The sequence below is a fragment of the Pseudarthrobacter raffinosi genome (assembly GCF_023913835.1).
Classification (GTDB): domain Bacteria; phylum Actinomycetota; class Actinomycetes; order Actinomycetales; family Micrococcaceae; genus Arthrobacter; species Arthrobacter raffinosi.
In genome coordinates this window covers 38,355-64,282 of sequence record NZ_JAMXBG010000018.1, presented here as the reverse complement: position 1 = coordinate 64,282, position 25,928 = coordinate 38,355, and the positions used below count along the sequence as shown (strand labels likewise).

At 65.0% G+C, this 25,928-nt stretch carries 28 protein-coding genes; 9 read left to right on the top strand and 19 right to left on the bottom strand.

What is annotated here, in order from left to right; all coding sequences use genetic code 11:
* Positions 1 to 5: 5 nt before the first annotated feature.
* A complete protein-coding gene (locus NG697_RS16360; RefSeq protein WP_252614676.1) occupies positions 6 to 332 on the top strand; it encodes a TOBE domain-containing protein in 327 nt (108 codons plus the stop codon).
* 237 nt (positions 333 to 569) lie between these two features.
* Here NG697_RS16360 and NG697_RS16355 read toward each other — a convergent pair whose 3' ends face one another.
* From NG697_RS16355 to NG697_RS16335, 5 genes are all read right to left on the bottom strand, one after another.
* Positions 570 to 1,331, bottom strand: a complete 762-nt coding sequence (locus tag NG697_RS16355) for a GntR family transcriptional regulator (protein WP_252614675.1) — start codon at positions 1,329 to 1,331, stop codon at positions 570 to 572.
* Between the two features lie 180 nt (positions 1,332 to 1,511).
* Positions 1,512 to 2,297, bottom strand: a complete 786-nt coding sequence (locus NG697_RS16350; RefSeq protein ID WP_252600457.1) for an ATP-binding cassette domain-containing protein — start codon at positions 2,295 to 2,297, stop codon at positions 1,512 to 1,514.
* Positions 2,294 to 3,382, bottom strand: coding sequence for an ABC transporter permease (locus NG697_RS16345; protein WP_252600456.1), 1,089 nt, complete (start codon positions 3,380 to 3,382; stop codon positions 2,294 to 2,296). The genes NG697_RS16350 and NG697_RS16345 overlap by 4 nt, the downstream gene beginning before the upstream one ends.
* A 116-nt stretch (positions 3,383 to 3,498) precedes the next feature.
* Positions 3,499 to 4,521 (bottom strand): substrate-binding domain-containing protein, encoded by a 1,023-nt coding sequence (locus tag NG697_RS16340; RefSeq protein ID WP_252614674.1) that lies wholly within the window; start codon positions 4,519 to 4,521, stop codon positions 3,499 to 3,501.
* 246 nt (positions 4,522 to 4,767) lie between these two features.
* Entirely contained in the window at positions 4,768 to 5,790 is a 1,023-nt protein-coding gene (locus NG697_RS16335) for a LacI family DNA-binding transcriptional regulator (RefSeq protein ID WP_252614673.1), read from the bottom strand.
* A gap of 174 nt (positions 5,791 to 5,964) precedes the next feature.
* Here NG697_RS16335 and NG697_RS16330 point away from each other — a divergent pair, with 174 nt between their 5' ends.
* The 4 genes from NG697_RS16330 (at position 5,965) to NG697_RS16315 (ending at position 10,400) form a co-directional block, all read left to right on the top strand.
* Entirely contained in the window at positions 5,965 to 7,299 is a 1,335-nt protein-coding gene (locus NG697_RS16330) for a cytochrome P450 (protein ID WP_252610996.1), read from the top strand.
* On the top strand, positions 7,292 to 8,266 hold the full coding sequence (locus tag NG697_RS16325; protein ID WP_252614672.1) for an NHL repeat-containing protein: 975 nt from the start codon (positions 7,292 to 7,294) through the stop codon (positions 8,264 to 8,266). The genes NG697_RS16330 and NG697_RS16325 overlap by 8 nt, the downstream gene beginning before the upstream one ends.
* 55 nt (positions 8,267 to 8,321) lie before the next feature.
* On the top strand, positions 8,322 to 9,314 hold the full coding sequence (locus NG697_RS16320; protein WP_252614671.1) for a PDR/VanB family oxidoreductase: 993 nt from the start codon (positions 8,322 to 8,324) through the stop codon (positions 9,312 to 9,314).
* Positions 9,315 to 9,488: 174 nt separating this feature from the next.
* Positions 9,489 to 10,400 (top strand): alpha/beta fold hydrolase, encoded by a 912-nt coding sequence (locus tag NG697_RS16315; protein ID WP_252614670.1) that lies wholly within the window; start codon positions 9,489 to 9,491, stop codon positions 10,398 to 10,400.
* 10 nt (positions 10,401 to 10,410) lie between these two features.
* Here the strand turns inward: NG697_RS16315 and NG697_RS16310 are convergent, their stop codons facing one another.
* The 5 genes from NG697_RS16310 to NG697_RS16285 all read right to left on the bottom strand — a co-directional run bounded on the left by NG697_RS16310 (position 10,411) and on the right by NG697_RS16285 (position 16,488).
* Positions 10,411 to 11,196, bottom strand: coding sequence for a GOLPH3/VPS74 family protein (locus tag NG697_RS16310; RefSeq protein ID WP_256473039.1), 786 nt, complete (start codon positions 11,194 to 11,196; stop codon positions 10,411 to 10,413).
* Positions 11,197 to 11,420: 224 nt separating this feature from the next.
* Entirely contained in the window at positions 11,421 to 12,230 is an 810-nt protein-coding gene (locus NG697_RS16300) for an HAD family hydrolase (protein WP_252568455.1), read from the bottom strand.
* Positions 12,227 to 14,776 (bottom strand): phosphoribosyltransferase domain-containing protein, encoded by a 2,550-nt coding sequence (locus NG697_RS16295; protein ID WP_252614669.1) that lies wholly within the window; start codon positions 14,774 to 14,776, stop codon positions 12,227 to 12,229. Before NG697_RS16295 ends, NG697_RS16300 begins: the two co-directional genes overlap by 4 nt.
* A complete protein-coding gene (locus NG697_RS16290) occupies positions 14,773 to 16,023 on the bottom strand; it encodes an HpcH/HpaI aldolase/citrate lyase family protein (protein WP_252600442.1) in 1,251 nt (416 codons plus the stop codon). The genes NG697_RS16295 and NG697_RS16290 overlap by 4 nt, the downstream gene beginning before the upstream one ends.
* A 9-nt stretch (positions 16,024 to 16,032) precedes the next feature.
* Positions 16,033 to 16,488, bottom strand: a complete 456-nt coding sequence (locus NG697_RS16285; protein ID WP_252614668.1) for a hypothetical protein — start codon at positions 16,486 to 16,488, stop codon at positions 16,033 to 16,035.
* Positions 16,489 to 16,501: 13 nt separating this feature from the next.
* Here NG697_RS16285 and NG697_RS16280 point away from each other — a divergent pair, with 13 nt between their 5' ends.
* On the top strand, positions 16,502 to 16,792 hold the full coding sequence (locus NG697_RS16280; protein WP_252568459.1) for a hypothetical protein: 291 nt from the start codon (positions 16,502 to 16,504) through the stop codon (positions 16,790 to 16,792).
* On the opposite strand, the gene NG697_RS16275 is transcribed toward NG697_RS16280, so the two are convergent.
* The 6 genes from NG697_RS16275 to NG697_RS16250 form a co-directional block, all read right to left on the bottom strand.
* Entirely contained in the window at positions 16,789 to 17,340 is a 552-nt protein-coding gene (locus NG697_RS16275; RefSeq protein ID WP_252575924.1) for a TerD family protein, read from the bottom strand. The two genes, NG697_RS16280 and NG697_RS16275, sit on opposite strands and share 4 nt — an antisense overlap.
* On the bottom strand, positions 17,340 to 17,843 hold the full coding sequence (locus NG697_RS16270; RefSeq protein WP_252568461.1) for a hypothetical protein: 504 nt from the start codon (positions 17,841 to 17,843) through the stop codon (positions 17,340 to 17,342). The genes NG697_RS16275 and NG697_RS16270 overlap by 1 nt, the downstream gene beginning before the upstream one ends.
* Before the next feature lie 31 nt (positions 17,844 to 17,874).
* On the bottom strand, positions 17,875 to 19,068 hold the full coding sequence (locus tag NG697_RS16265) for a toxic anion resistance protein (protein ID WP_252600439.1): 1,194 nt from the start codon (positions 19,066 to 19,068) through the stop codon (positions 17,875 to 17,877).
* Between the two features lie 121 nt (positions 19,069 to 19,189).
* Positions 19,190 to 19,771 carry a TerD family protein gene (locus tag NG697_RS16260; protein ID WP_252568463.1) on the bottom strand — a complete coding sequence of 194 codons (582 nt, stop codon included), beginning with the start codon at positions 19,769 to 19,771 and terminating at the stop codon, positions 19,190 to 19,192.
* A gap of 38 nt (positions 19,772 to 19,809) precedes the next feature.
* Positions 19,810 to 19,998, bottom strand: coding sequence for a TerD family protein (locus tag NG697_RS16255; protein ID WP_374208695.1), 189 nt, complete (start codon positions 19,996 to 19,998; stop codon positions 19,810 to 19,812).
* A 24-nt stretch (positions 19,999 to 20,022) separates the two neighbouring features.
* A complete protein-coding gene (locus tag NG697_RS16250; RefSeq protein WP_252568464.1) occupies positions 20,023 to 20,613 on the bottom strand; it encodes a TerD family protein in 591 nt (196 codons plus the stop codon).
* Between the two features lie 309 nt (positions 20,614 to 20,922).
* On the opposite strand from NG697_RS16250, the gene NG697_RS16245 reads away from it, so the two are divergent.
* The gene (locus tag NG697_RS16245) at positions 20,923 to 21,546 is read left to right on the top strand and encodes a hypothetical protein (protein ID WP_252614667.1); all 624 of its coding nucleotides are present in this window, start codon (positions 20,923 to 20,925) and stop codon (positions 21,544 to 21,546) included.
* Here NG697_RS16245 and NG697_RS16240 read toward each other — a convergent pair.
* Positions 21,465 to 22,505 carry a metallophosphoesterase family protein gene (locus NG697_RS16240; protein WP_252614666.1) on the bottom strand — a complete coding sequence of 347 codons (1,041 nt, stop codon included), beginning with the start codon at positions 22,503 to 22,505 and terminating at the stop codon, positions 21,465 to 21,467. The genes NG697_RS16245 and NG697_RS16240 overlap by 82 nt on opposite strands.
* 35 nt (positions 22,506 to 22,540) lie before the next feature.
* Positions 22,541 to 23,398 (bottom strand): phosphatidylinositol-specific phospholipase C/glycerophosphodiester phosphodiesterase family protein, encoded by an 858-nt coding sequence (locus NG697_RS16235; protein WP_252611025.1) that lies wholly within the window; start codon positions 23,396 to 23,398, stop codon positions 22,541 to 22,543.
* 239 nt (positions 23,399 to 23,637) lie between these two features.
* Between NG697_RS16235 and NG697_RS16230 the strand changes: the two genes are divergently transcribed.
* The gene (locus NG697_RS16230) at positions 23,638 to 23,850 is read left to right on the top strand and encodes a helix-hairpin-helix domain-containing protein (RefSeq protein ID WP_252600407.1); all 213 of its coding nucleotides are present in this window, start codon (positions 23,638 to 23,640) and stop codon (positions 23,848 to 23,850) included.
* A gap of 139 nt (positions 23,851 to 23,989) precedes the next feature.
* Positions 23,990 to 24,313 (top strand): hypothetical protein, encoded by a 324-nt coding sequence (locus tag NG697_RS16225; RefSeq protein ID WP_252600406.1) that lies wholly within the window; start codon positions 23,990 to 23,992, stop codon positions 24,311 to 24,313.
* Between the two features lie 71 nt (positions 24,314 to 24,384).
* Here NG697_RS16225 and arfA read toward each other — a convergent pair whose 3' ends face one another.
* Positions 24,385 to 25,923, bottom strand: coding sequence for an arabinosylfuranosidase ArfA (gene arfA, locus NG697_RS16220; RefSeq protein ID WP_252600404.1), 1,539 nt, complete (start codon positions 25,921 to 25,923; stop codon positions 24,385 to 24,387).
* Positions 25,924 to 25,928: the final 5 nt, after the last annotated feature.

Genomic DNA, 25,928 nt, shown 5'->3' with positions numbered 1-25,928 from the left:
TTTGAGTGGGCCTGCGACCGGAGCACCTCACGACCTCGGCCAACGTCGGCGGCCGAGGTCTGGCCGGTACCGTCCGGCGCATCGAATACCTCGGCGCGGACACCCTGATCGGAGTCCAGCCGGACCCTGCCCTCGGCCTGAAAATGTGGGAACTCAACCAGGACGACCTCATCTGGATCCGCCAGACGGGACAAGCACGCCTGATAGCCGGAGATCCCTGCACCATAGCCCTCGAGGCCAGAATGGCCAGCTACTTCGACAGCGAGACCGGCGCGAACCTGGCATCATCCGACCAGGTCTCAGCCGCTGGGTTGCTGCCAGTGCGTGGCTGACGCCGCACTGCTCGACGCCCACGGCGACGGGGATCCCGTCAAGCGGCTCAACGCTTCGCTCGAGGGACTCCTGGCGGAACCCGTGGAGGTCGTCCGCCTGGTGCCGATCCCCGCGGAAATTCCCAACAGGGCGCACTCTAGGCAGTACCCGCTACCGGCAAGAAGCGGACTACGGCGGGACTTCCCGCCGTCGTCCGCTTGCGTTGGTGCCGTTGACCTGCAGAGCCGGCCGGCCGCCTACTTGTCGACCAGCGTGATGTCGAAGGAGTACAGGTCCGGACGGTAGCAATGGCGGCCGATGTCGACAGCCTTCCCGAGACTGTCATAGACCCGGCGGTTGACGGTAAGGACGGGAGCTCCGGGAGGCATTTCGAGGAGCCGCTCCTCGTCTGGCTCGGCTGTCCGGGCGCCGATGTTCTGCTTGGCCACCCGCATGGTTGCGCCGCGGGCTTGCATCAGCCGGTAGAGGCTGCCTTGCTCCAACTGTCCGTGCGACAAGGCGGCGAACCTTTCCGGCAGGTAGTTCTCAAGTATGGCGAACGGAACGCCGTCTGCGAGACGGATCCTGCGCAGGTGCAAGACCTTGGCGCCAGGTCCTGTGTCGAGGGCTTCGGCAACGTGCGGAGGGGCTGTTACGAGCTCGTGCGTCAGGACTCTTGAACCCGGGCGCTTGCCAATCCTGGACAGGTCTTCAAAGAGGCTGGACAGTGCCACATCCCGGGTGAGCTGGCCGTGGACAACCTGGGTGCCGATTCCCCGGCTTTTCACCAGGAGTCCTTTGTCGACGAGCTCCTGGATCGCGTGGCGGATGGTTGGCCGTGAAAGGCCCAGCCGTCGCCCCAGAACCATCTCGTTCTCCAGGCGTGCACCGGCGGGCAGGTGGCCGGTGAGAATTGCTTGCTCAATGCAGGACGAGACCTGGGAGTAGAGGGGAACGGGACCTGCGCGGTCGACATCCACGAAAAGGTCCTCGGGCAAGACGATGTGATCCTGCAGCATTGTGGTCCTCCGGAATGACGTTGCGAACGGGTGGGGGCAGGAAGCCGGCGGACGTCCGTTGACGATGAGAAACCGTGACGTCTGCTCGACTCGACGGCCCTGCCGCCCCATGGGCAAGGCCGTCGCCGGGGAACCTCTTCCGAGGCGGGTGCCGGGTCCCGTCATCACCGGATTGTCGGGTCAGGCCGCGGTGGCGTTCTCACGGTATCGGCGGATGCCAAGTTCACCTTCGACGACGGCGGCAGTCAGTTCTTCGACGCTCGTGTCTTCGCGGCGAACGTCGAGGATCTTGCGCCCGTGGTTCATGACGATGTGCCGATCGCAGACTTCGAAGGCGTGGTGGAGGTTGTGGGTGACCAGTACGGAGCTGACTCCGTCGGCCTTCAGTGCCCGCAGGTAGTCCAGCAATGCTTCCGTGGCGCGCACCGCGAGCGCAGACGTAGGCTCATCAAGGATCAGGAGGCTGCGCTTGAAGTGGACGGCCCGGGCAATGGCCACCGCTTGCGCCTGACCTCCGGACAGCGACGAGACAAGCTGCTTGGAGCTCTTGATGCCTTCAATGGTCACCACGGAGTCCAGGATTTCGGAGGTGATGGCATCCATCTCCTTGATCTTCATCAGACCTAGGCGGTTCGTGATCTCGCGGCCCATAAAGATGTTGCGGCTAATGGACATCTGCGGGACCAGCGCCGAGTCCTGGAAGATCGTTTCGATGCCCAGGCTCTCGGTCAGGGCCCTGTTCACGTGCGGGTGCTTGGTGCCGTCCCAGGAGAAGTCGCCTGCGGTGGCCGCGACCACGCCTGACATGATCTTGACCAGTGTCGACTTACCGGCACCGTTGTCACCAAGGAGGCCCACAACCTCGCCTTTTCCGATGTCGAAAGATACATCGTCCAGGACGGTGTTGACGCCGTACTTCTTGGTGATGCCCTCAATCCGGAGCAGGTAGTCCTCGTTGATGGTCATGATGCTTTGCCTTCCATGAGCTTGTTGAAGATGGCGGCGACCACGATGATCAGGCCGACGAAGAGCTGGATGTAGAAGCCGGGCGCCTTGCCCAGGATCAGGCCGTTTTCGATGATGCGGATCAGGGCGGCGCCGACGATCATGCCGATGATGGTGCCCCGGCCTCCGAGGAGGGAGGTTCCGCCTACCACGGCAGCGGCAATGGCCATCAGGGTGTAATCCTCCGTGGAACCGGGCTGCATGGAGGAGGTCCGGACCGAGATCAGGATGCTGGCCAGGCCCACCATCGCTCCGAACAGGGCGTAGGAGAGGAGCTTGACCTTGAGCGGGTTGATGGAGATGGCCCTCGCGGCCGATGCGTTGCCGCCGACGGCGAAGATGTGGTTGCCGAGCTTGTGGCGGTGCAGGAAGAACCACGCCACTACTCCGACCACGATCATCCAGACCAGCTGCGAGCGGAAGAAGCCGAAATCGCCGGCGAAGAGGGTGACGAGTGCTTCGTCTTTGCCCTTGCGCAGCAGCGCCGGTGCCGTGCCGTTGATGAAGATGCTGGCCCCGGTCCAGAAGAACGCCATGCCAAGAGTGGCGATGAAGGACGGGATGCCGGTGATTACCACGATCAGTCCGTTGATCAGGGCAATACCGGTGGCCGCGGCGATTGCGGCCAGGACCCCCCAGCCCCAGCCGAACGAGTTGGAGACGTGAATGAACGTGATGGAAGAGAACCCGATGCTCGCGCCCAGGGAGAGGTCGAATTCTCCGGCGATCATCAGGATGCCGACTCCGATGGCCAGGATGGCCAATACCGGAATGCTCTGGGAGATGACGCCCGAGAGGTTGTTGGCCGACAGGAATGGGAAGGCGGGGCTGGCGATGCTGGCGATGACGAAGCCGATGATGACGACCGCCAGGATCGCGCCGATTTCGAGGGCTCCGCGGCCGCGGGTGTAGCGGATGTAGTCCTTGAATTTCTCGGCTGTTGTGACGGGTTGGTTATCGGCAAGACGGCGGATTTTGGTGATGGCCCCTGTTTCCAACGGCGCCGTGAGGACGTGTTGGTCGGTGCCTGTGTCTTGTGGTGACATGACCTGATCTTTCGATGGCAGCGGCGTCGATGCCGCGGAATGGAAGAGGTGGGCGCTGGGGCCCGGAAGGGGATGGAGCGGGGGCGTGGCCGCCGCTCCATCCCCCTATGACGCAGTTACCAGCGGACGCCCTGGAGGTCCGGCGCTTCGAGGTTTCCCACGTTTGTCTTGTCGATGAGGGAGACGCCGCCGGAGTTGATGTTCGCCGGTGCCAGGCCGAAGTCGATGGCAAGGGCGCTCTGCATCAGCGACTGGAATCCCTGGACGAAGCCCTGCTGGTCAGCCGTGGCGATGATGTCCCCGGCCTTGATGCCGTCGATGACCTGGGGGGAGGTGTCAAAGCCGACGATAGGAACCTTCACGCCGGCTGCCTCCATGGCAGCCAGGATGTTGCGGTGCGGGGTGCCTCCCAGAGGCGCCACTGCCTTGACGTCCTTGTTGGCGATGAGCCATGAGGTGAGGGAGTTCAGCGCTTCCTCATCGGAAGCGGAGGTCCGGAGGTACTCGCCCTTCGCACCCACCTTGTCGAGCGCTTTCTGCACGCCTCCGCCACGCTGGATGGCGTAGTTCTGCTCGGGCTCTTCCGCCGGGAAGAGGACCTTGTCGCCGGCGCCCAGCTTGGCTTCCGCAGCGAGACGCTCGCCAACGAGCGTGCCGACCTCGAAGAAGTCCTGACCGACGAAACCGCTGACGCAGTCGGCGGCACTCTCGGGTGCCGGCACGTTGTAGGCAACGACCTTGATGCCTGCCTTGGAGGCGTCACACGCCACCTTGACCCACTTCTCGCCTTCGTTGAAAGGCATCACGATGACGGCGGGCTTGGACGCCGTGGCTGTTGCCACGAGGTCCACCATTTTGTCCGGATCAGCATCGGCGGTCTGGTGCGTCAGCTGCAGGCCGCCGAGAGTGGACGCGTCTTCCGCTCCCTTGAGGATCTGGGCCCAGAATGCGTCGCCGGCAGGGTTGTAGTAGGTCAGGAAGTACACACTGCGGTTTTCGGCACGGCTGCCGAACTTGTCGGCCAGGCCGGTGGTTGATGATGCAGTGGTCGTTGCGGTGCAGCCTGCCAGCGCCAGCGTAGCCACGCCCGCCATGGCAATTACGCCGAGTCCCCGCTTGAAGGTAGAAATAGGTTTCACTTCGTCGTGTCCCTCTCATAGGTGCCGAAGCCTGCCTCCATCCGGAACTGGTGTCCGGTGGGAGCGGCCGATCTTCGACTTATTGTCAGGACATTCTTACGCCTAATCCCTGGCACGTGCAAGGCTTTTTGAAAAAGTCCTGTCTCGTGCCAGTTTTGTGACGCGGGGCACACGGCGTGGATTGCGGATGCGGGCATGCAACTTCCGCGGGAAACGCTGCGCCGGGACGTCGGCGGCAGCGCCGGCCTACCTGGGGTGCAGCTGCGCCTCTGACCGGGGCTGGCCCGTACTTCCCCTGATGACCAGCGTGGGAACGATCATGCGTTCCTGGGGCGCCGACTCCTGGTCTGACATCATCTGAACGGCGGCCTCAACGGCTGCCGTGCTCATTTCCGCGGGATCCTGGCGGACGCTCGTCAGGTCAAGGAACGACAGCCTGGCGATGCGGCTGTCATCGTAGCCCGTGACCGAAACATCCTCGGGCACCCGCAATCCGGCACGCAGAAGCCTATGGATCAGGCCCATGGCAGCGTGGTCGTTGGAGCAGACCACCGCGGTGGGCATGACCGGCTCCGCGAGAAGCGACTCGGCGGCACTGGCGCCGGATTCCTCGGTGAAGTCCCCGCCGATCTCCCGGACCCGCGAGGGCAGTCCGTGCCTGTCCATGGCCGTCACGTATCCCTGGTGGCGGGCAGCGAATTCAGGAAGTGACCGCGTCAGCACGTAGGCAATATCCCGGTGCCCGAGTTCCACCAAATGGTCCACGGCCGCCGCGATCCCCCGTTGCCCGTCTGACCGGACAGCACTGCAGACACCCTGCGGCAGAGGTCTGCCGATGCTGACCACCGGCAGCCTCTTTGCCAGTTTCCGCAGCTCGTTTACAGGCGTTTCCGGCGAAATCAGGATGACGGACTCAGTGCGGAACCCGAGCAGTTCCGTGATGGCATCCCGCTCGTCCCGCGTCGCCGTCAAGGCACCGAGAATCAGGTTGTAGCCACGCTCGTGGGCCGCCGCATAGAGGGCTTCCACAATGTCGTCCGCGGATGAGTGGGCGGGATTGAAAAGCACGCCGATGTAGTTGCTGCTCCGCCGGCGAAGTGACCGCGCCGCTATGTCCGGGCTGTATCCAAGCTCGGAAGCCGCCTCAAAGATGCGTTCCCGCGTCGAGGAACTGACGCCCGCCTCATTGCGGAAGGCGAGCCCCACAAGCTGCCGTGAAACGCCGACGCGAGTGGCGACGTCCATCATGGTCGGCCGTTTAGAGATCACTTGGACATCCTATACGCGCAGGGTTGATGGCCCTCCGCCGAGTTTGTCAGGACATCCCTTGACGAAAAACTGGCACGTGCTAGTCTTTAGGAAATCGCGCTCAGATCCCCTTCCTCACACGGCTGAGGTCTCGTTCCCTCATCCAGGCAAACCCCACGAAAGCAGGGCCTACCAATGTCGTTAGCCACTGATCCGAACACCACCGACATCCAGCAATGCCCTTTCAGCGGCGCCGCACTCGCCGGCGAAGAAGCACTCAGGCCGGACCCTGTCGCGGCGCCCGGGATTGGCCCGAATCCCGCTCTGGAGACAGATCCCGGCGTCTTCTACGATCCGCTCTCCTACGCCGCGTATGACCATCCCTATGAGCTGTACAAAATCCTGCGGGACAAGGCGCCGGTCTACTACAACGAGCGCCGCGACCTGTACGTCGTCTCGCGTTATGCCGATGTCCAGGCAGGCCTGCGAAACCACGGGCAGCTCTCCAGCGCCCTGGGCAATGACATGGACGGTACTCATGCGTCCTACGGGGCAGGCAACCTGATCATGGTCGACGCTCCCCGGCACACCTCGCTGCGATCAGCCGTCCGTCGCGTCTTTGTCGGACGCGAGATACTGTCCAAGGAAGACGGCATCAGGGAACTGGCCCGCCACCTGATCGCGGAACTCCGCGAGAACGGCGGCGGTGATTTTGCCACTGAGGTGGCGCTTCCGTTGGCTATCGGTGCGGCCACGAAAATGATTGGCATGGCCGTCGAGGACAGCGGAATGCTGCAGGAACATCTCCTGCGCTCCATGGTGCGGACGGTGGGCGAGTTCGGAGTGCCGGACGACGCCGCGGTCTCCAATCAGGAAGCCGAAGAGCACCTCGCGGACGTGTTTGGGAAGCGGAGCGAAGAGGTCGAAGCCGGTGGCACCGCCACAGGGGCGGATGCCATCACCCAGATCATCCTCGGCATGCACGCCGGGAAGGTGGAGCCGGATGAACAGGTGGGCCTCGCCCATCTGATTCTGTCGGCAGCCATCGACGCCCCCGCCGCCCTCCTCACCAACCTCGTGGCCACCCTCGACAAGTTCCCGGCCTTCCAGCGCTGCCTTGCGAAGGACCCTGCCGCCATTCCGGCCTTTGTGGAGGAGACACTCCGCTTTGACACCCCCGGCCAGAACCTCTGCCGGCAGACCACCGCCGAGATCACCATCGCCGGCGTGACCATACCGGCGGACTCCCGGGTGATGTTCCTGCTGGGCTCCGCCAACCGGGACGAAAGGGTCTTCCAGAACCCGGACTTCTTTGATATCAGCCGCGAGCTGACGCCGGAGAACCGCATCATGACCTTCGGCGACGGTATCCACGCCTGCCTGGGCGCACCCCTGGCCCGGCTGGCCGGACGCGTCCTCGTGGAGACTCTCCTCGAAGGCCCTGAGATCCGCGTCGTCGGGTTGCCGGAGCGCTGGGCCAAGCAAATGGTCCGCGGCTTCGCAAAGCTTCCGGTGAAGTTCGTTGACTGAGGTCAACGGCTGGGAGAACCTCTCCGGCCTGCTGCCACAGTCACGCGGCTGGATGCACTCCGGTGTCGCCGTGCTCAGCGACGGCAGGATTCTCTGCGCCCACCCGGAAGGCTGCGACCTGTTGGTCATCGACCCTTCAGGTCGCTCCGAAACCATACGAACGTCCCTGACCGAAATGCACAGCATTTTCACCTGCGACCGTGACGGCGTAGAAGTCATCGCGGTGGCCGATCCCGGGCACCGCTTCGTCGAGGATCCCGCCGATGCGTCGGCCTACGCCGATCACTTCTCGCCCGGGCGCGCAGTGATCCTGAACAGGGACGGAAGCGTCCTCCTGGAACTGGAATGCCCGCCACTGCTGGACTATGCACTGGAGTCATGGCGCCCGACGTCGATCGCCGTCGACGACTCCCGATACTCCGGCAGCGGTGACATCTGGGTAGCCGACGGGTACGGCGCCAGCCTGGTGCACCGTTTCGACGCCTCGGGCCACTACCTCGGAACGCGGGACGGCGCTGAAACGGGCACCGCCTTCGCCTGCCCGCACGGGATAATGCTGCGGACCCACCATGGGCGCCTCGAAATCTACGTGGCGGACCGCACCAACCGCCGAATCGTGGTCATGGACCCGAACGGAATGCAGTCGCGGCTCCTGGGCGAAGGAGTCCTGGACAGCCCGTCCTCGCTCGTTCTCGTGGAGAACCGGATCTACATTACCGAACTCTTCGGCGGAGTCGCGAGGTTCGACGGCGATGCATTCACCCGCGTCCTTGAACAGACCCGGCCCCGGTCGAACGAGGACGACGCCTGGCCCAACCGCCGCACCCCCGAGGGCCTGGACGGACCGGTTGTGGACCCGGGGTTCTTTAACAGCCCCCACGGCATCGCTGCCGACGATCACTGGCTCTACGTCACCGAGTGGTTCATCGGCGGGCGGCTCAGCCGCCTGTCACTCACGCAGTACTAGAACACACTTCCCCGCACCCATCCCACGCGACGACTTTCAGATTGAGAGCAGGACCATGAGCACAACAGAGACCATCTCCGGGCCGATTTCGGACCTCACCCTCGAAGAGGCCCATTTCGTTGCCCGCGTCGCGTCGAAGACACACGCAGCCGACGACGTCGTACTCCTCACCCTCCAGCACCAGGACGGCGAAGACCTTCCGCCGTGGCGACCCGGCGCCCATATCGACCTGGTTCTTTCCAACGGCCTGACGCGGCAGTACTCCCTCTGCGGCGATCCGGCAGATCGGAGCAGCTACGTCGTTGGTGTCCTCAATGCGCCCAACAGCCGCGGCGGCTCGCAGTTCGTTCACGAATCGCTGGCTGCCGGCGATTCGGTGACTGTCCGCGGTCCGCGGAACCACTTCCGGCTGGTCGATGCCCCCAGCTACCTGTTCGTCGCCGGTGGTATCGGAATCACGCCCATTGCCGCGATGGTCCGTGAAGTACAGCAGCAGGGGAAGCCCTGGACACTCGTCTACGGAGGCCGGACACTTTCCTCCATGGCCTTCAGGGATGAGCTAACCGCCCACAGCACCCGAACCACCTTGTGGCCCCAGGACCAGAAGGGGATCATCGATCTGCCCACGGCCCTGGGCTCCCCGGACAGCCACACAGCCGTCTACACCTGCGGTCCGGAACCGCTCCTGGCCGCCGTCGAGGCAATCTGTGCCGAGAAATGGCCCTCCGGGTCCCTGCACCTGGAACGGTTCACGGCAAAGAAGGTGGACACCGCGCACGATGTGGCGTTCGAAATCGAACTGGCAACGAGCGGCGTACGGCTGACCGTCCCGGCGGATAAATCCGTCCTGCGTGTTCTCGAAGAAGCCGGCACGCGCATCCTTTCCTCCTGCGGCGAAGGGACCTGCGGCACCTGCGAAACCACGGTCATCGAGGGAAGGATCGACCACCGCGACTCCGTCCTCACCCACGAAGAAAAAGCCGAGAACAGCTGCATGATGGTCTGCGTCTCCCGCGCCACGTGCCCCGTTCTGGTGCTGGACCTCTAACCTTCCTGCCGCCCAGTTACGCGGACGACGACGGGACCTCCCGCCGTCGTCCGTTTCCGTTTAGTGCCTCACCAGGCAGCTGTGCTCTGCACGTCCGGTCCGGTCCAGTAACGCCACGGCTCCGAATCCTTTGTAGAGATCAACAGCGTTAGAGATCACCAGAGGAAGGCGGGCATGAGCGTTCGGCAGGAATCCGCGACGCGGGAGGCCACGCTGCGGCGGCACATCATTCCAACCGGGCTGGGCTCGTGCACGGTGCGTGTCCAGCAGGGCACCGGAGGCGGGTCCCCGGCGTCCGGCACAGCGGAGGTGTATCTTCACGGCGCCGCGGGATCCTGGACCACTTTTGAGCCGCTGCTTTCCGACGCTTCGCCCCGCGATCGTGTCCTGATTGATCTGCCGGGCTGGGGCGAATCCACCAAGGGAGCCAGGCTGGAACACTTCGGCATCGAGGCGATGGCACGCGCCGTCACTGAGGTGCTGGCCTTGCTCGGCTACCCGCAATGGCACCTCGTGGGCCACTCCATGGGAGGCTTCCTGGCGTTGCATATTGCCGCGGCATGGCCGGAACGGACCGCGAGCGTCGCCGCCATTTCGGCCACGACATTCGGCGTGTCCGAGGCCGCCCGCAAGCCGCTGCTCAGTCTGTCCCGATTCCCGGCGTTTGTCGGCATGAGGCTGCTCATGCGCTCACTGGCGGCCCTGGGTCCGGCAGGGCCGGCCCTGGTCCGTGCAGTCGGCGCAACCCCCGTGATGGGACCGTTGACGGCACCGCTGTTCGCCGATCCCGCAGGCATGTCCGAGGGGGTGATCCGCGGGCTCGGCCGTGGCGCCCGTCCGGCCAGCTTCTCCGCGGCTGCCCGGGCAGTGGCGCACTACGACTTTGACCAGTGGCGCGGCATCCGCTGCCCCGTGCTGGCGACCCGCGGGGACACTGATGTGTTCACGTTTCCTTCCGACCTGGACCGGCTGGCCGCCACAATTCCGAACGTCAGGACTGTGACGATCCCGCGCTGCGGCCACTTCGCCAACGTCGAGCAGCCGGAGCACGTGCAGCAACTGCTCGAGGGCCTGTGGTCACTGTGAAGGCGTTGAATCACAGGTTTGCGGCTTCTTGCTCCGCCAGCCTGATCATACGAAGTTCGTCCTCCACCGCGCGGGACGGCCAATAGTCCTTCGACAGCTCAGTTGCCCGGGTCAGATCTGCCGCCGGGAAGAGCTTGCCGAGCATTCCGGCCGCCTGAAGCAGGGCGATCAGCACTATGGTCCTCGCATCGGGCGCCTTGGAATCAGGCTTGGCAGCAGGGGCCCCGGCACCAGGCTTCGTGGAATCGGGCGTCCCTGCGTCAGCCGTCCCCGCATCACTGGTCCCCGCATCAGAGCCGGCATCGGTCGCCATGGTATCCGGCGGCTCAAGTTCGGACGGCGGGCCGCTGAGGGCGGCCTGGATCTTTTCCAGGAGCGCCGACTCCGGAGCGTGGTCCTTCTCCGGGTACCGCACGGCCCGGAACCGGCCCAGGTGCTTTTCGCCGACATGTTCTACGATGCCCAGTGACGCCATGCCCTCGTAGACACGCTGCACTACGGCGCGGCCCTCCAGCATGCCTACCCACCCCTTGGGAGTGTGGGGCCGGGATTTGCCACGGATGACTTCCAGCTCGCGCTGGAAGTCCGTTGCCGGGGCGTCGCCGGTGGCCCTGATGCGCTTCCCCTGCAGCTCGATCGCACCGATCAGGTCCAGCTCGGCCAATATTGCCCCTGCCACAGTGGTCCTGAGTGCGAACACCGGCACTTCAGGTTTGCCGTTCATGTCGTTCGTTGCCAGAAGGAGGAAGGCCTGGGGAAGGTTCAGCTCCGCCGCCTTCGGTGTTTCAGCGTCCATACGAACATGGTGGCCCTGTTGGGCGCCCACCACAATGAGGATTTACAAAGGCGAGCGGACGACGGCGGGACCTCCTGCCGTCGGACGCAAGGATGGCCCCGTTGATGTTGGTGATGGTGGGGCCGGGGTCCACTGCATTGAAGCGCAGGCCCTTGGGCCCGTACATCACGGCCGAGTTCCTGGTCAGGCCAAGGCTGGGCAGGTGGCCGCCTGTAGACGTGTGCTCAGCGCTGGACCAGCGCATGTATGCGTCGGGAGATTTCTTCGCCTGCCAGGATGCCGCGGGCATCGGTGACGCGCAGGTGATCCCTGCGGAAGTCGACGTCGGCGAGTTCTCCGTGGGAGGGACGGAAGGCGACGTCAGCTTCGGCCAGCATCGGCCCGTCCAGCAGCGAATCCCCGGCGGCGATCACCCGGGAGGCCCCAGTCCGCCGGGCGACTTCTGCGACGGCGCTGTTCTTCGTCACCGCGTGCGGCACACAGTAGAGCTTGCGGCCCTGGACGGACACCGTCCAGCCGAGCGAGGCACACCATGCGTCCAGCTCCCGCACGAATTCCGCGGGCATGAGCTCCCGGTCCACGATGGCGTAGAGGAAGAGCTCTTCGGCCTGGCGCAGCCGGAGAATCCAGGACCGGTAGGCCTCCCGGGACAAAAATTCCTCGATGACGGCCAGCGGCGCCGAGCCCTCCGAGACCCGTTGCCCGACTGTGGTCTGCCACTCGATGTCCGGCTCGCCGTTCTTGAGCAGGACACCGCCGTTGGTGGTGACCGCGTATTCAGGCACGGCACCGGGCAGCCGGACCCGCCGGTACTGGGCCTCGGTCCGGGTGGTCACTGGGACGAAGATGGTTGTCCGGGTCAGTTCGAGCAGCAGCCGCTCGGCGGTGCGGGTCATAAACGAGATCGGCACCCCCTCGTGGAGCTCCGCAACCACCATGTCCGGTGCCAGGTGGTCGGGGACGTCCAGAAAGAAGGCCTTCGCGGAGTAGATGAGGGTCCGGTCAAGGTCCGAGGCCAGCAGGACGGAATTCACAGGGCGGCCGCCGCAGTGACTCCATCGGCGCCGGATACCCCGCTGAACGTCGGATCGATGAGCCCCACGCAGCTGAAGGGCAGGTGCGGCACCTCCAGCACCGGTACATCGCGCTGCTGAGCCAGCAGCAGGATGTGGGCTATCTCGGGCGCGGCATCAGGACGCACCAGGATCTTCCACGGCACCCTGCGCAGCAGCACGCGTGTTGTCTCGCCGACTCCGGGTTTGATGAGGTTCAGGTCGTCGATCCCGTGTTCCCGGCCGAGGCTTTCCACGGCGAGCCTGCCGGCCCAGGTGGGCGTCCGGTCCGCGGCCAGCAGCGCCCCGGCTTCTGCCCGGGCGAACGGTTCGACGGTTGGGAAATGGCCAGAGACGGCGGCCAAGAACTCCCGCGAGACGTCGTCACCGCGCAGCTGGTGGTAAAACTTGGCCCCGTGGAAGTCGTCGGGGCCGATGAACTCCGTGTTGAAGACCGTGCGGGACACGAGCCCGGACACCGTCGAGTTCAGGCAGGCGGAGGGTATGAGGTAGTCCTCGCGCGTGCCGTACATGGCGGCGCAGTGCCCGGGATCGGCGAGCACGGCGAGGTCCTTGGGGAAGGCAACACCGTCGGTTTCGGCGAAGCGGTCGAGGCCGGCCGAGAGCTCGCGGGTGATCGCGCCCTTTCCGGTCCAGCCGTCCACAAAGAGGATCTGCTCCGGGTCATGGTGGGCGGCCAGGTATCGCAGGGCCGTCTGGTCCGGCCCGACGCCGCGCACGATGCTCATCGTGTAGTGGGGAAGGTCGATGCCGTGGATCTGCTGGGCCCAGCGGCGCATCAGGATGCCGACCGGTGTGCCGGCCCTGGCCAGGGAAACCAACACAGGCCGGTTCCGGCGCGCGGCCAGCGCCATCTCGGTCACGGTGCCCACGGCCTGCGCGACGCGCGCGGCGGAGCGTTTCAAGGCGTCCCGGTACAGCTGCTGGTACTGCTGCGAGGGCGAATATTCGATCGGCAGGGACTCGGCATAGTTCGCCCTGCCCGATTGCATCGCGGCTTCACGATCGGCCGCTGGCGCTTCCAGCGCGGCATCACCGATGTCCTTGAGCAGCCAGGTGACTTCCTCGGGCGCGTAGGAACCGAACGCCGGTCCGGCCAGCGGCGCCGGGAGGATGGGTGAGGCGGGCAGGAGGACGACGACGACGACGCTGCAGACGGCGCTGAGCCCCTCCGTCACGCTGCCGGGACCCGAGAGAACCTCCGCGGGGGTTCCAGGTTCGGGCATCAGGACGATCGTGCCGAATCTGCGGCCGGCGGGGGAAACATTGTGGGCGAAGCGCACACCGGGGCCGTCCACGGTGACGTCATGGCTGGTGAACCGCACCGTGCCGGTGATGGCGTAGTCCGGGCGGTCCAGGGCGACGATGGGCGAGCGGGTGGTGGTGGAGAACCGGACGCCGCGGTCCGGATTCAGCCGGTCCAGTGCATCGGCCACGGCCAGGGGCACGTGGATGAACTCCTCGCTGCCCAGGACCAGAACGGACTCCGCGGCAGCCGCCTGCGGAAGCATCCGGTGGATCGATTCCGCGATGCCGGCCAGGGTGGCCGCCGCGGGGGCGCCGCCGTTGCCGAACCGGTCGCTGCGGACAGCTGCGCCGTCTGCCGCGGGCTTGAGGAAGGTCACCGTTCCGGGTGCCGAATCGGGGGTTGCCGGCGCCTGCGGCAGTGCCGCCACCACCTCCTCGGCACGCTGGAGAATGTCCGCGCCCAGGGTGATCTGCCCCGTGCCCAGAGCCACCACCCGGATGCGGGTCCCGAGCCGCTCCGCGAGTTCGTCGAACCGGGCCCGGTCCCCCGGTGTCCGCAGGTCCACGAGCGCAGCCACCGTGTAGCTGGGATGGGGAGCCAAGGCGTGGAGTTCGGTGATGGTGTTGATGATCGTGGCCCCGGTGCTGAGTTCGTCGTCGACCAGCACCACCGGTTCAGGGGCGTTCAGGCGCCGCGGATCCGTGGGGAGCAGCCGGTGTGAGGTGGCGTGCGAATGTGATTCCTCGAAGGACCCGTAGGCGGCGGCGCCCGCCGGGGCGTGCCGGGAGGAATGGATGTAATACGAGCCGATCGTGTCAGCCACAAGCCGTCCCAGGCCGGTGGCCGTCTCCGCGTAGCCGATGGTAATGATCTGCGGGTTGCGGGTCTTCAACCCGGCGAGCTGCAGACGGAGGCTCTGCAACGCGGCCCGCCGGCCGCCGTCGTGCGTTTCCCCGCGCAGGAGCGCGGCGAGCCCGGCCGCAATGGTCGGAGTGACGGATACGGATTCCGGGGTATCGGACAGAGCCTCGCCGACGAGCACTCCCAGCAACTCACCGGCGGCTATGATCAGCCCGGGTTCAGAGGGGACGTGTTTGCCGAGCACCCGGGACACCAGCAGGTGGGCCCGCTTGGGGTTGCGGCGCAGTGCCAGTCCCACGAGGTCCTCGACCGGCAGCAGGCTCGCGGAGTGGTCCGTCGTGATGCCGACGCCGAGGGCGTCCCGCACAAAACCGCCGGTCCAGATGTCCTGGCTCAATTCATGCTCGCTTCCAGAAGGTCAACGTAAGTGATGTTCTCGGCGGCAACACCAAACGCTGCGGCACGCAGCAGCGTCTGGCCGGCCCAGGCCTGATGGGGCTTCATCTCATTCATCTTGTTGCCGTACGGCGAGGCCGAGGCGCCGCCGCCGTTCTTGCCGGCGATCTCCAGCGCGTCCACGTATTCCTCGTGGCTGACGACGCACATGGCATGGACCAGCGGGACATGGGTGGGGTGGATGACCGTCTTGCCCAGCAGCCCGTTGGCCAGGTCCAGTTCGATTTCGCGGATCAGCCCGTCGAGGTTGGCCGTCAGAATCCGATCGCGCAGCGGCATCTCATTTGCGTCGGCGAAGGGAGTGCGCCGCAGCAGGGGGCGCAGCACCCGCTCGCTGTTGCTGTAGTGCTCCCAGACCGGGCCGGAGATCACGAATCCGTTGTCCGGCCGGCCCAGCATATTCACGATGTCCCCGATCACGGAGGCCACCACCTTGACGTCATAGATGGTCAGGTCCCGGGAGCGGCGCAGGCCGAAAGCACTGGACATGTCCGTGGCGCCCACGCGGACGGCCAGGACATCCTCCTTGTTGGCTTGCAGCACGTCGCAGATACCGGACAAAGTCCTGGCCCGGGTCTCGCCGTGGATCACGAGCGGAGATTCCATGATGGGCATGATCCGCAGCCTGCGGCCGCCCCCGCGTGAAGCGTTGATGGTATGCAGGGCATCCAGGAACCGCTGGGCCTGGCCGGTCTCATTCTCGAACTTCGGAATGACAAAACCCACCAGCAGGTCCAGTGCCTTACCGCAGCGGCTTGCCAGGCTCAGCATCTGTTCCGGCGTGCGGACCCGGAGAAACAGCAACGGCCCCTCGTCGGAGTGGAAGGCGCCGACAGCGTCGCTGCCGCTGTCGCCACTCCTGTCGTCGTCGCTGCCGATGCCGCTCCCGCGGCGCGGCCCGGCGGAACCGGCATGCAGCCGGGTCAGCGTGTTCACGACGTTGGTCTCTGCAGAGTCCACCGCATCATCGGCGATGGAATCCTCGAGGCAGATCACCATGCTCAGGCAGCCGCGGGCAGCCTGTTTGCGGATATCCTGAGCCAGGTTCGGGCGGTCCGCCGGAGTGTAGAGCGTGGCGCCCAAGGCCACGGCCAGCACCGCTGGCGCCGAGCCCAGGCTCAGCTCCTGCGGAGCGATGTGGAAAAGGCGCGAGGCATTCTCGTCGCTAAGAAAACTGAAATGGCGCATGCCGTCCCGTCAGTGTCCCTGCCGACAGGCGGCAGCGTTGGTGGTCATGGAAAAGCCGAATTCCTGCCAGAGCTCGGCGGCGTCGGCGCGGGCCGGCACCGGTTCGGCGCGCAGCTCGATGACTCCATCGATCGCGGTCAGGGACAGGATGTATCTGAGCTCCCCGCTGGCCGCGGGCAGCGTCACGGTGCCGCCGTCGAAGATCTCCACGGTCAGCGGGGCCGAAGGCTGTCCGATAAAAAGCGCCCGGCGCAGCTCGCGGATATGCCGAAGTGCCACGACGGCGGTCCCGTCCATGTAGCCCACAAGCGGGCGGTTTCCCGAGCACTTGATGGAAGTGCCGGAGACGGCGCCGTCCACGGTCATTGCCCCGGTCACGCGTTCTGGGCTTTCCCATGCCGCCGAGGTTGCCCCCGTCACCAGCAGGCTGCCAATCGCCGACTGGCGCCGGTCGAGGCGGATCATCGGTGTCTGGGCGTTGAGCAGCCTCGTCTCGCCGATCCCGGGAGCCGGAAAGAGCCTGGTGGGCCGGGTCTCGGCTGCCGGCCGGGCTCCGGCCCATGGGGTCGCCGCTGACGTGGCTGGTGCTGGCGATGTGGGCGCGGACGATCGGCTTAGGGACAGCGACGTCACGGCCGCAGGGGACACCGGAGACGACGGCGGCGCTGTCGCCGGGGCGGATGTTTCAGCGCGGGCGGCCGGCTTGACCCGGCGGCTGAGGTACGTGATGTCCGTGCGGGTGCTGGACCTGTTCAGTGCCATCGCCTAGACATCGAACCGGAAGTCGGCTGCCACGCCGCGCAGGCCAGTCGTGTAGCCCTGGCCCAGGGCCCGGAACTTCCAGTCTTCGCGGTGGCGGTACAGTTCGCCGAACATCATGGCGGTGATGTTGTCCTGCGGGGACTGGGGAATATCGAAGCGCACGAGCTCCTGATTCTGTGCGGTAGCCACCCGGATGTACTGGTTGCGGATGGCGGAGAAGGTGCCGGGCCCGCGGAGATCGGGGTCCACGTAGACAATGAACGTAATCTTGGCGACGCCGGCCGGCACCAGGGACAGGTCGACGTCGATCTGCTCCTGGTCCTCGGTGCCGGCGAAGGCCACCGAGCCCTCCGGGCTGGCGATCTGGTTGAAAAACACCAGGTGATCGTTCGAGACGGCACGGCCGCCGGCGTCGCACATGATCGCCAGCGGAACCAGCTCGGACTGGGGCCCCCGGCTGGGAATGGACTGCCAGCCCAAGCCGACCAGGATCTTGCTCAGTCCCGGGTTCTCGGCCGTCAGCGCGGCGTTGGCCCCGGCCACAAGATTGCCCATCAGCGGCCTTCCAGACGAAGGCTGGACGGCGCGAACTTATCCTCGAGGAACCGGCCGTGGGTGGACAGCTCGGCAATGGCACCGATCCGCACCTGGTTGGCCAGGTCACGAGCTATTTCCTCGAGCGTGGCGAACTGTTCCGCCAGCAGCCGCGTCGGCCCGGATTCCTCAGTCCTGGCACTGTCCGGGAGCGCCAGATAAGTGCGCAGGGGATCCGGGATGTAGCTGCAGACGATGGAATTCAACAGCACCTGCTGCTCCATCGAAGCCCCCTGCTCGACCATATGGCTCACCAGCGGGCGCAGCACATCGTCGATTTGGCGCAACTGCGAGGACACCGACGTCGGCAGCTCAGCGCCGGCCCGCCGGATGGCGCTGCGCAGGTTGTCCAGGGATCCGGCGGTCTGCGCCATCTCGGCGTCGGCCGTTGGCTCGGGAGCCTGTTCGGTGATGCCCGGCACGGGGGCGCCGCCGAACAGGGAGCCGATGAACTTACCAATCACTGCGTTACCGCCTGCTGCTTTCCGCCGTCACTTAGTCTGTCTTGCCCTGCCGCGCGCGTTCCAGGTACGGCTTGGCCTTCAGCACGCTGGCTTCGAGGGCCCCGACGGTGCTCTCCATGTTCTTGGCCGCCTCCGACCGGAAGGTGTCGATGGCATCCATCGTGGCGAACACATTGTCGAAGGCCTTCTGCAGCGTCTCCACGCTGACCCCGGAGCTGGACGCCTGCTGGTGGATTCGGGAAGTCTGGTCCTTGAGCATTTCGCTGGTGCTCAAGATCATGTTGTTGGTGGTGGTATTGACGGCGTCGATCTGGTCCAGGACCATCTTCTGGTTGGCCAGGGCCTGGGCCACGATCACCGCCGTGCGCAGGGCCGAGATGGTGGTGGTCCGCGCCCGCTCCACACCCTTGATCAGTTCAACGTTGTTCTTGCGGATCAGGTCCATCGCCAGGTACCCCTGCACCGAGACGGCGAGCTGGGTCAGGATGTCCTGGTGGCGCTGACGCACGGGGAACAGGACGTCCGCCTCCATCTTTTGCGCCTCGGTAATCTGCCCGGCGGCGCGGGTGGAGTCGATCTTCTCCATGCAGGCGGCATCCAGTGCCTTGGCGAAGACGGCATATTCGCTCAACGCCTGCATCGTTTCCCAGAGCTGGACTTTTTCGTTGGCCAGGCTGGCATTGTCCTTGAGCAGCTCGTCCTGGCCCGTCATCAGGGCCTTGATGATCTGGTTCAGCTGGGTCTGCGCCGACTCGTACTTCTGGAAGTACTTGGCCAGCTTGTTGCCGCCGGGGATGAAGCCCAGGATCTTCTTGCCAACGCTCATGTTGGCCTGGTTGGGAGTGAGCTCCTCCACCGTGCTCCGCAGCTCACCCAGGGTGTTGGCGACCGCCACCTGAGCGCTGTTCCCGGACTTCTTGGCGCCGGCCATGGACGTCGAGGAACGCTCCAGCAGCCTGCTGGAGGAGTTGCTGGACGCTGTGATCTCGGCGCTGCCGATCTTATTGATGCCATCGACCTGCGCGGAGAACTCCGGGCTGCGCGCGTCCAGTTGGGCCAGACCGGCCACGAACTCCCTGGCCTGCCTATTGATCTCGGCCCGTCGTTCGTCGGGGACCGGCACCATGCCGGGAGCGTCTTCGGGCTGAACTATGGCAGGGGCGTCCGGAGCCTGAAGCACCAATGAAGCCTCTGCGGCGTCGGGGGGAGTCAACGGAGAATTCATGATGCTGCCTTTTCAAGAGGTCGATGGTGTCCCGGTTTCGATTGGCCGGGACACCACCTCAGGTGGAAACGATGCGGAGCCGAAGTAGTCAGTCCGGACTCTAATCAGTCCGGGACACTAATCAGCTAAGGTCGACGCCGAAGTCCTTGGCGATGCCGGCGAGTCCGGTGGCGTATCCCTGTCCGACGGCCTTGAACTTCCAGTCCCCGTTGTTGCGGTAGACCTCGGCGAAAATCATCGACGTTTCGGGCGCCGCGTCCTCGCTCAGGTCGTAGCGGACGATTTCCTTCTCATCGATCTGGTTGACCACCCGGCAGTAGGCGCTGCGCACCTGGCCGAAGTTCTGGCCGCGCGTTTCACCCTGGTCGATGGAGACCACGATGACAACACGCTCGACGTCGGCAGCAACCAGGGAGAGATCGATCAGAATCTGTTCGTCGTCGCCGGCGCCTTCGCCGGACCGGTTATCCCCCAGGTGGCTGACGGAGCCGTCCGCGGCAGCGGGCTGGTTGTAGAAAATGAAGTCCGCGGAGGACCGGACCTTGCCGTCGGCCGCCACCAGGAGGGCGGAGGCGTCGAGGTCGAAAGGTTCTCCCGTCGTCGTACGCGGGTCCCAGCCCAGCCCGACCACAGCCTTCGTCAGGCCTGGTGCGCTCTTCGTCAGGGACAGATTGCTGCCTTTGGTAAGGGTTAGTCCTGCCATGTTTGTACCATTCCTTCGTGTTGAATCGATCTTGCGAACTAGTCCAGCGAAATGCCGAAATCGGTGGCGATGCCGTGGAGGCCCGTGGCATAGCCTTGGCCAACCGCCCGGAACTTCCATTCGGCACGGTTGCGGTAAATCTCGGCGCAAATCATCGACGTTTCAGGTGCCGCGTCCTCGCTCAAATCGTAGCGGACCACTTCCTGATCCGTGTCCTGGTTCAGCACACGGCAGAAGGGAGCCTCGAACGACTAGAGGACGGCGGCAGCTGGTGCGATCAGATCCGCGACCGAGCGGCCCTGGGCCCGCTCCCCGATGGCCTTAAAGGTCCAGCCCGCGCCGTCACGGGATACTTTGGACATGATCATGGCCGAATGGGTCCCCGAGTCGGTCAGCTGGTACTTGGCAATTTCCGGGCTTCCTGGCGTGGAGTCGTCCACCAGCCGGCAGAAGGCATTCTGCACCTGGTCGAAGGTCTGGCCGGTGTAGCTGCTGATAACGAAGACGATGTGTGCCACTGCCGGGGAGACGAGCTCCAAATTGACCAGGATGGTCTCGTCATCGCCGTCGCCGTCGCCCGTCAGGTTGTCCCCGGTATGACGCGTGGAGCCGTCTTTGCTCTGCAGCTGGTTGTACCAGACCTGATCCAGCGACTTGCCAGCCGCGTCGAAGAAAATGGCCGACGCATCGAGGTCGACCTCCACCGACTTGGCCTTTCCGAAAAAGCCCTTCTTGACCGGGGCCGCCGAGTCCCAGCCCAGCCCCATCTTGGTCTTAGTGAGCGATCCGCCGTCTTTTTTGGTCAGCGACAGCGACTGGCCCTTCTGCAAGCTCAATCCCATAATTTTCTCAACCTCCAGCTAGTTTGAATACTCGAGTTCTCAGGTCCCAACGACTCCGGCCGTGCGCCAGTTCCGTGCGTACATGTGAAGTTGGTGGGGGCGAGGACGCGGACCATGCCGATCAGGCGGGTTCGAGAGCGATCCTAGCCGGAATCGAGGTGATGGCGAAGCCGTGGCGCGGGCGGAGCCGGACAAGGCGGCCGTGTATGGTCTCGTCTAATTGGCGAATCTCAAAAGCAGGACGGCTCTTGCCGGAAGGCATTCACACGAAGTCAATTTCCAGTAGGGATTGAATTCAAATGGGGGAAAATGACAGACATCAAGTATCAGGCGCGTCTGCAGGTGCTGTCTCAGTGGGCGACTGAGGCAGCTGGGCAGGGTCACCTTGTTCCGCGCATCGCCGATCTGGAGGCCATCTCCGCGGCGAGGACCGTCGATGCCCCGGGTGTGAGCAGGGAGGCCGTCCAGCCATGGTTGCCGACAATCCAGTGGCTGTTGAAACAGGCGGCTTTTGGTGTTGTGGACCCACATGTCCAGCTCCCCGACGAATTGTCGCGGCCCGTGCGTGCGGCCCACGCTCTCCAAGTCGTTCCACCCGACGAAAATTCAGCCGACGCGCCAGCGCCGCCGGCGATGGAATTAAGCCTCGTGGCGGTCGTTTCCCCGGACACGGAACACGGAAGCAGCCACGCCGCCGAAGCCGTCACAGTCATCGCGGAGATCAAACCCGCTCCCCCAATTGCCAAGGGACCGAAGTGGGAGTCCGAGGCCCATGAGCAGGTTAAAGACACGAGGGAAGGGAAGCGGACGACGGCGGGAGGCTCCCGCCGTCGTCCGCTTCCGTTTGGTGCCTACTGGCTGAAGGGGACCTTCTCCCAGCTCAGGACATCATCGCTGTCGCTGCTGTTGCCGACCACCGTGAACCTGACGTAGTTGGTGGCGTTGGCCGATCCGTCCACGGTGATGCGCTGCAGGTCATCCGCGGCGGGCTGGCCGTAGACCTCCAGCCATGGTGAGCCTTCCGCCAGCGGCTGGTTCTCGGCAAAGACGTGGCTGTCGCCGTTGATGAGATAGACCGGGCGGTCAAAGCGGTTGGTCTCTTCAATGATGGCCGCAACGATCTCCCGGAACCCGGAGACTGTTTCCGGGTTGGCAGCGGCCGCGGCGAGCAGCGACGGATCAAACATGTCGGCCTGCGTCATCAGCACCACGGCGCGGTCGTTGCGGCGCTCGGCGTCGGTGAACGTGTCACGTATCTGGCCCAGGACGGCATCCGTCCGGTGCTCAACTTCGGCCAGCTGCTCGGGCGTGGGTGTGGTTTCGCCCAGGCCGCTCCATGGAAGCAGCGAGTTGTTGCTGCCCTGGACGTTCACCACGGAGAAGGCCACGCGGTTCTGGGTGAAGCGGACATTTTCCGGAAGCCCAAGCTTCTCTTGCGTCTTGACCGGCATGGTTGCGCCCAGGGTCTTGCCGGGCTCGTCGAAGAAGACGTCCCGCAGCTTGTCCAGCCGTTCCAGCGGGTTGTAGGCGCCGTTGTTAGTGCGGTGGCAGTCCACCCACTCGTTGTCGCCCGGGGTGAAGACCAGCGGGTGCTCGAAAGTGTCGAACTGTGAGCGGATGTCGGCGAAGTACTCATCTGAGCACACCGAGGAGCCGTTCTTGATGTCGCCCACATGGGTGACGAACTTCAGCGCCCTGTCGCCGTTGATGTCCTGGATGCGGGACGGGAACTTGGCGATTTCGGCGGCGCCGTAGGGAATGTCGCCGATGACGCCAAAGGTGAAAGCCTGGCTGTCAGAGGTGTTATTGGCTGCGATGGCGGGCTGGGACGCAAGGAGGCCGAGCGCCAGGACGGCCGCCGCCGTCGTCGTTTTCACGGTCTTTGAAGGCATGGTGGTGTTCCTGTGTCTGCTGAGTGGGGGCGGCTTTAGAGCGTGCGGGCGGCGAGGAACTGTTCCAGCGCCTCAAGGTCGTCGGTGTTGATGTGGTCCACGCCGGCGTCGAAGAGTTCGTTCCAGACAGCTTCGCGTGCGGCGCCGGGCTGGTCAGGGGTGGCCCAGAAGCGGACCCGGTAGCCCTGGGCGTGTGCCTCTGTCACGTATGCGTGGAGCTTGGTGCGTTCTGCCTCGGGCATGGGGCCCACGCCCTGCCAGGTGAAGAGCTTGGTCCAGTTGTCGCTGATCAGCGGCATCAGCCCGGCAGGCATGCCGGAGGTGAGGTCGGCGGAGCGTCCGTCATAGAAGCCGAACCGCTTTTCCTGCGCCTGCATGGTGGCCAAGGGGCGGTTTCCGCTGATGACGGCGGTGACGGGCCCGGTTTTGGTGGTGCCGTTGCTGTAGCGGCTCATGATGTCCCGGTGCTCGGCCAGTTCCTGCTCGATGGCGGCGTAGGTGGCCTCGCCCTCACTCTTGATGTCGATCAGGAGCTGCAGGCTGCCGTCCCAGTGCGGGTAAACGCTGTGGCCCTGGTTCCGCACCAGCTCGTCCAGGGGATCGAGGTAGAGGCTCTCGAGCGTTACTCCGGGCTTGGCGTCCTCGAGGTCGTGGGCCACCAGCAGTTCGCCGTCCACCAGCCACACGTCGGCTTCGACGCTGGTGAAGCCGTGCTCCAGGGCGTCGAACAGGGGTCGGTCGTGCTCATAGTCGTTGTGGGCATGGGCTGCGGCCAGCGGCTGTCCGAGGACCACGGACGACGGCGCATTGGCGGGATTTGCGGCCGGCGGGGCGGCGATTCCGGTCAGGGAGGTGAGGGCTACGAGGGCTGTGACGGCGCTTTTCAGGAACACGGGGTTCTCCTTGGTACAGCAGGGTCGGTTCATTTCCCAGGCGATGGAGGCGCTGGGCGGCGGTGCGTGAAAAGACTTCCTGCTGCCGGAGAACGGGCGTTGCGCCAACGGTTTCGGGACGGTGAACAGGAGGCGTCGTTTGGACCATATGGCTACGGCCGCTCGCCTACGTCCGCGGGTTTTGAGGGAGGAGAGGATCAGGCCACAGCGTTATGGCGTGATTTCGATACCATGCCAGCATGAGCACACGTGATACTCCTGCGCAGATCGGCGACCTTCCGCCGATCGGACGCCCGGCGAACAGCGCCCTGCTCGAGGCAGGCATTAGCACTTTGGCTCAAGTTGCTGCCTGCAGCCGCAGCCAATTGCTCGCCATGCACGGCGTGGGGCCCAAGGCTGTCCGGATTCTGGAAGCCGCGCTCCAGGCTCAAGGGCTACGGTTCGCTGACTGACCACCCACCCTGCATTCTCCGGGCTGGAAACACCAGGATGCCCGCCGCCTGGGTGACGTTATCCAATTCCCGGGCGCCCGCACGGATCAGCAGGCATAAGCTGATATCAGCACGTCTCTTCCAGCGCCGGGAGGTCATCATGGACACTGAAACCGCCGATGTTATCGGCCATGATGTCACCACCATCGTCTGCGTGTGCGGCAACACCGTCAGCAAGGACGGGTTGATTCAGGCCAACTCACAAGGCGTCCCCGTCCACAACGGAGAGAACACTCCGGTCCCCGCGGAGCTGGCGGAATGGCCTGCGGATGAGGATCTCTACACGCTGTGTCCCTCATGCGGCCGTGTGTACCGTGACTCGGTCATCGAAGAGACCGGGACCGCGCCCGTTGCTTTCCGGGTCGACGTCGCCGCCGGCCCAATTGCCGAGGCAATCCGGGTGCACTGGGACCTAAGCACCTAGCCCAGAAACTGGCAGAGCGGACGACGGCGGGAGGTCCCGCCGTCGTCCGCTCATAACTGGTGCGGCAAGAGTCAGTTCTTGACGACGTCCAGCTCGATCACGGCCCAGGACAGCGCCGGCAGCGTCAACCGGAGCTCGGAGCCGCTCGCCTTCGCGCCTTCCAGCGGCTTGAGCCCCACCTGGTCCTGACGGCTTTGGGTGTTGGCCGTGAAACGGTCCCCGCCTTCCGGGATTTCCAGGACCTCGGCACGGACCACCCGGCGGGCGTCGAACCCGCGCAGGGCGACCTCGACGTCGGCAGCTTCCTCAAGGCCGCGGTTCGCGAAGAACAGTGCCACGCGACCCGTTTCCTCGTTCCACGTTGCACTGACGTCCACCAGGTCGGTGCCGCCGAAGCGGGCATTCTCGTACTTGTCCGAGTCAACAGACAGCCGCAGGATCTGGCCCTTGGCCAGCTCCGCCATGCGGGCGAACGGGTGGAAGATGGTCTGCTTCCATGCCGGTCCGTTTTCCTCGCTGAAGATCGGTGCAATGACGTTGACCAGCTGAGCCTGGTTGGCGATCTTGACGCGGTCGCCATGGCGGAGCAGCGAGTTCAGCAGGGTTCCCACCACCACGGCGTCTGTCACGTTGTACTTGTCCTCGATGACCCGGGGGTGCTCGCGCCAGCCCGCCTTGGCGACGTTGTGCGGCTGGTCCTCCGTGTCCAGACCGCGCTGGTACCAAACGTTCCACTCATCGAAGGACAGGTTGATGTGCTTTTTGTGTTTGCCCTTCGCACGCACGGCGTCAGCGGTGGCGATCACGGACTCGATGAAGTAGTCGGTGTCCACTGCGCTGGCGAGGAAGCTGCCGACGTCGCCGTCGTTCTCCTGGTAGTAGGCGTGGAGGGAGACGTAGTCCACCTCGTCATAAGTGTGCGTCAGGACAGTCTGCTCCCAATCGCCGAACGTCGGCATGCCGGAGCTGGAACTTCCGCAGGCCACCAGTTCGATGTCAGGGTCCACGAAGCGCATGGCCTTGGCGGCTTCCTGAGCCAGGCGGCCGTATTCCTCAGCGGTCTTGTGGCCGATCTGCCACGGCCCGTCCATCTCGTTGCCCAGGCACCAGAGCTTGATGTCGAAAGGATCCTTGTGGCCATTCTTGGCGCGGAGGTCTGACCAGTAGGTGCCGCCGGGGTGGTTGGCGTATTCCACGATCTCGCGGGCTGCATCCACTCCCCTGGTGCCCAGGTTGATGGCTTCCATGATTTCCGTGCCGGCCTGGCGGGACCAGTCCACGAATTCGTGCAGGCCGAACGCGTTGGTCTCCACGGTGTGCCAGGCGCCGTCCAGCCGGCGGGGACGGTTCTCCCGCGGGCCGATGCCGTCTTCCCAGTTGTAGCCGGAGACGAAGTTGCCGCCGGGGTACCGGATGACGGTGGCGCCGAGCTCCTTGACGAGCTTGAGCACGTCCTGGCGGAAGCCGTTCTCATCAGCCTCCGGGTGGCCCGGCTCGTAGATGCCGGTGTAGACGCAGCGGCCCATGTGCTCCACGAAGGAGCCGAACAGGCGGCGGGGTACTTCGCCGATGGTGAAGTCGCGGTCGAGGGTGATCCGTGCGCGTGACATGTGCA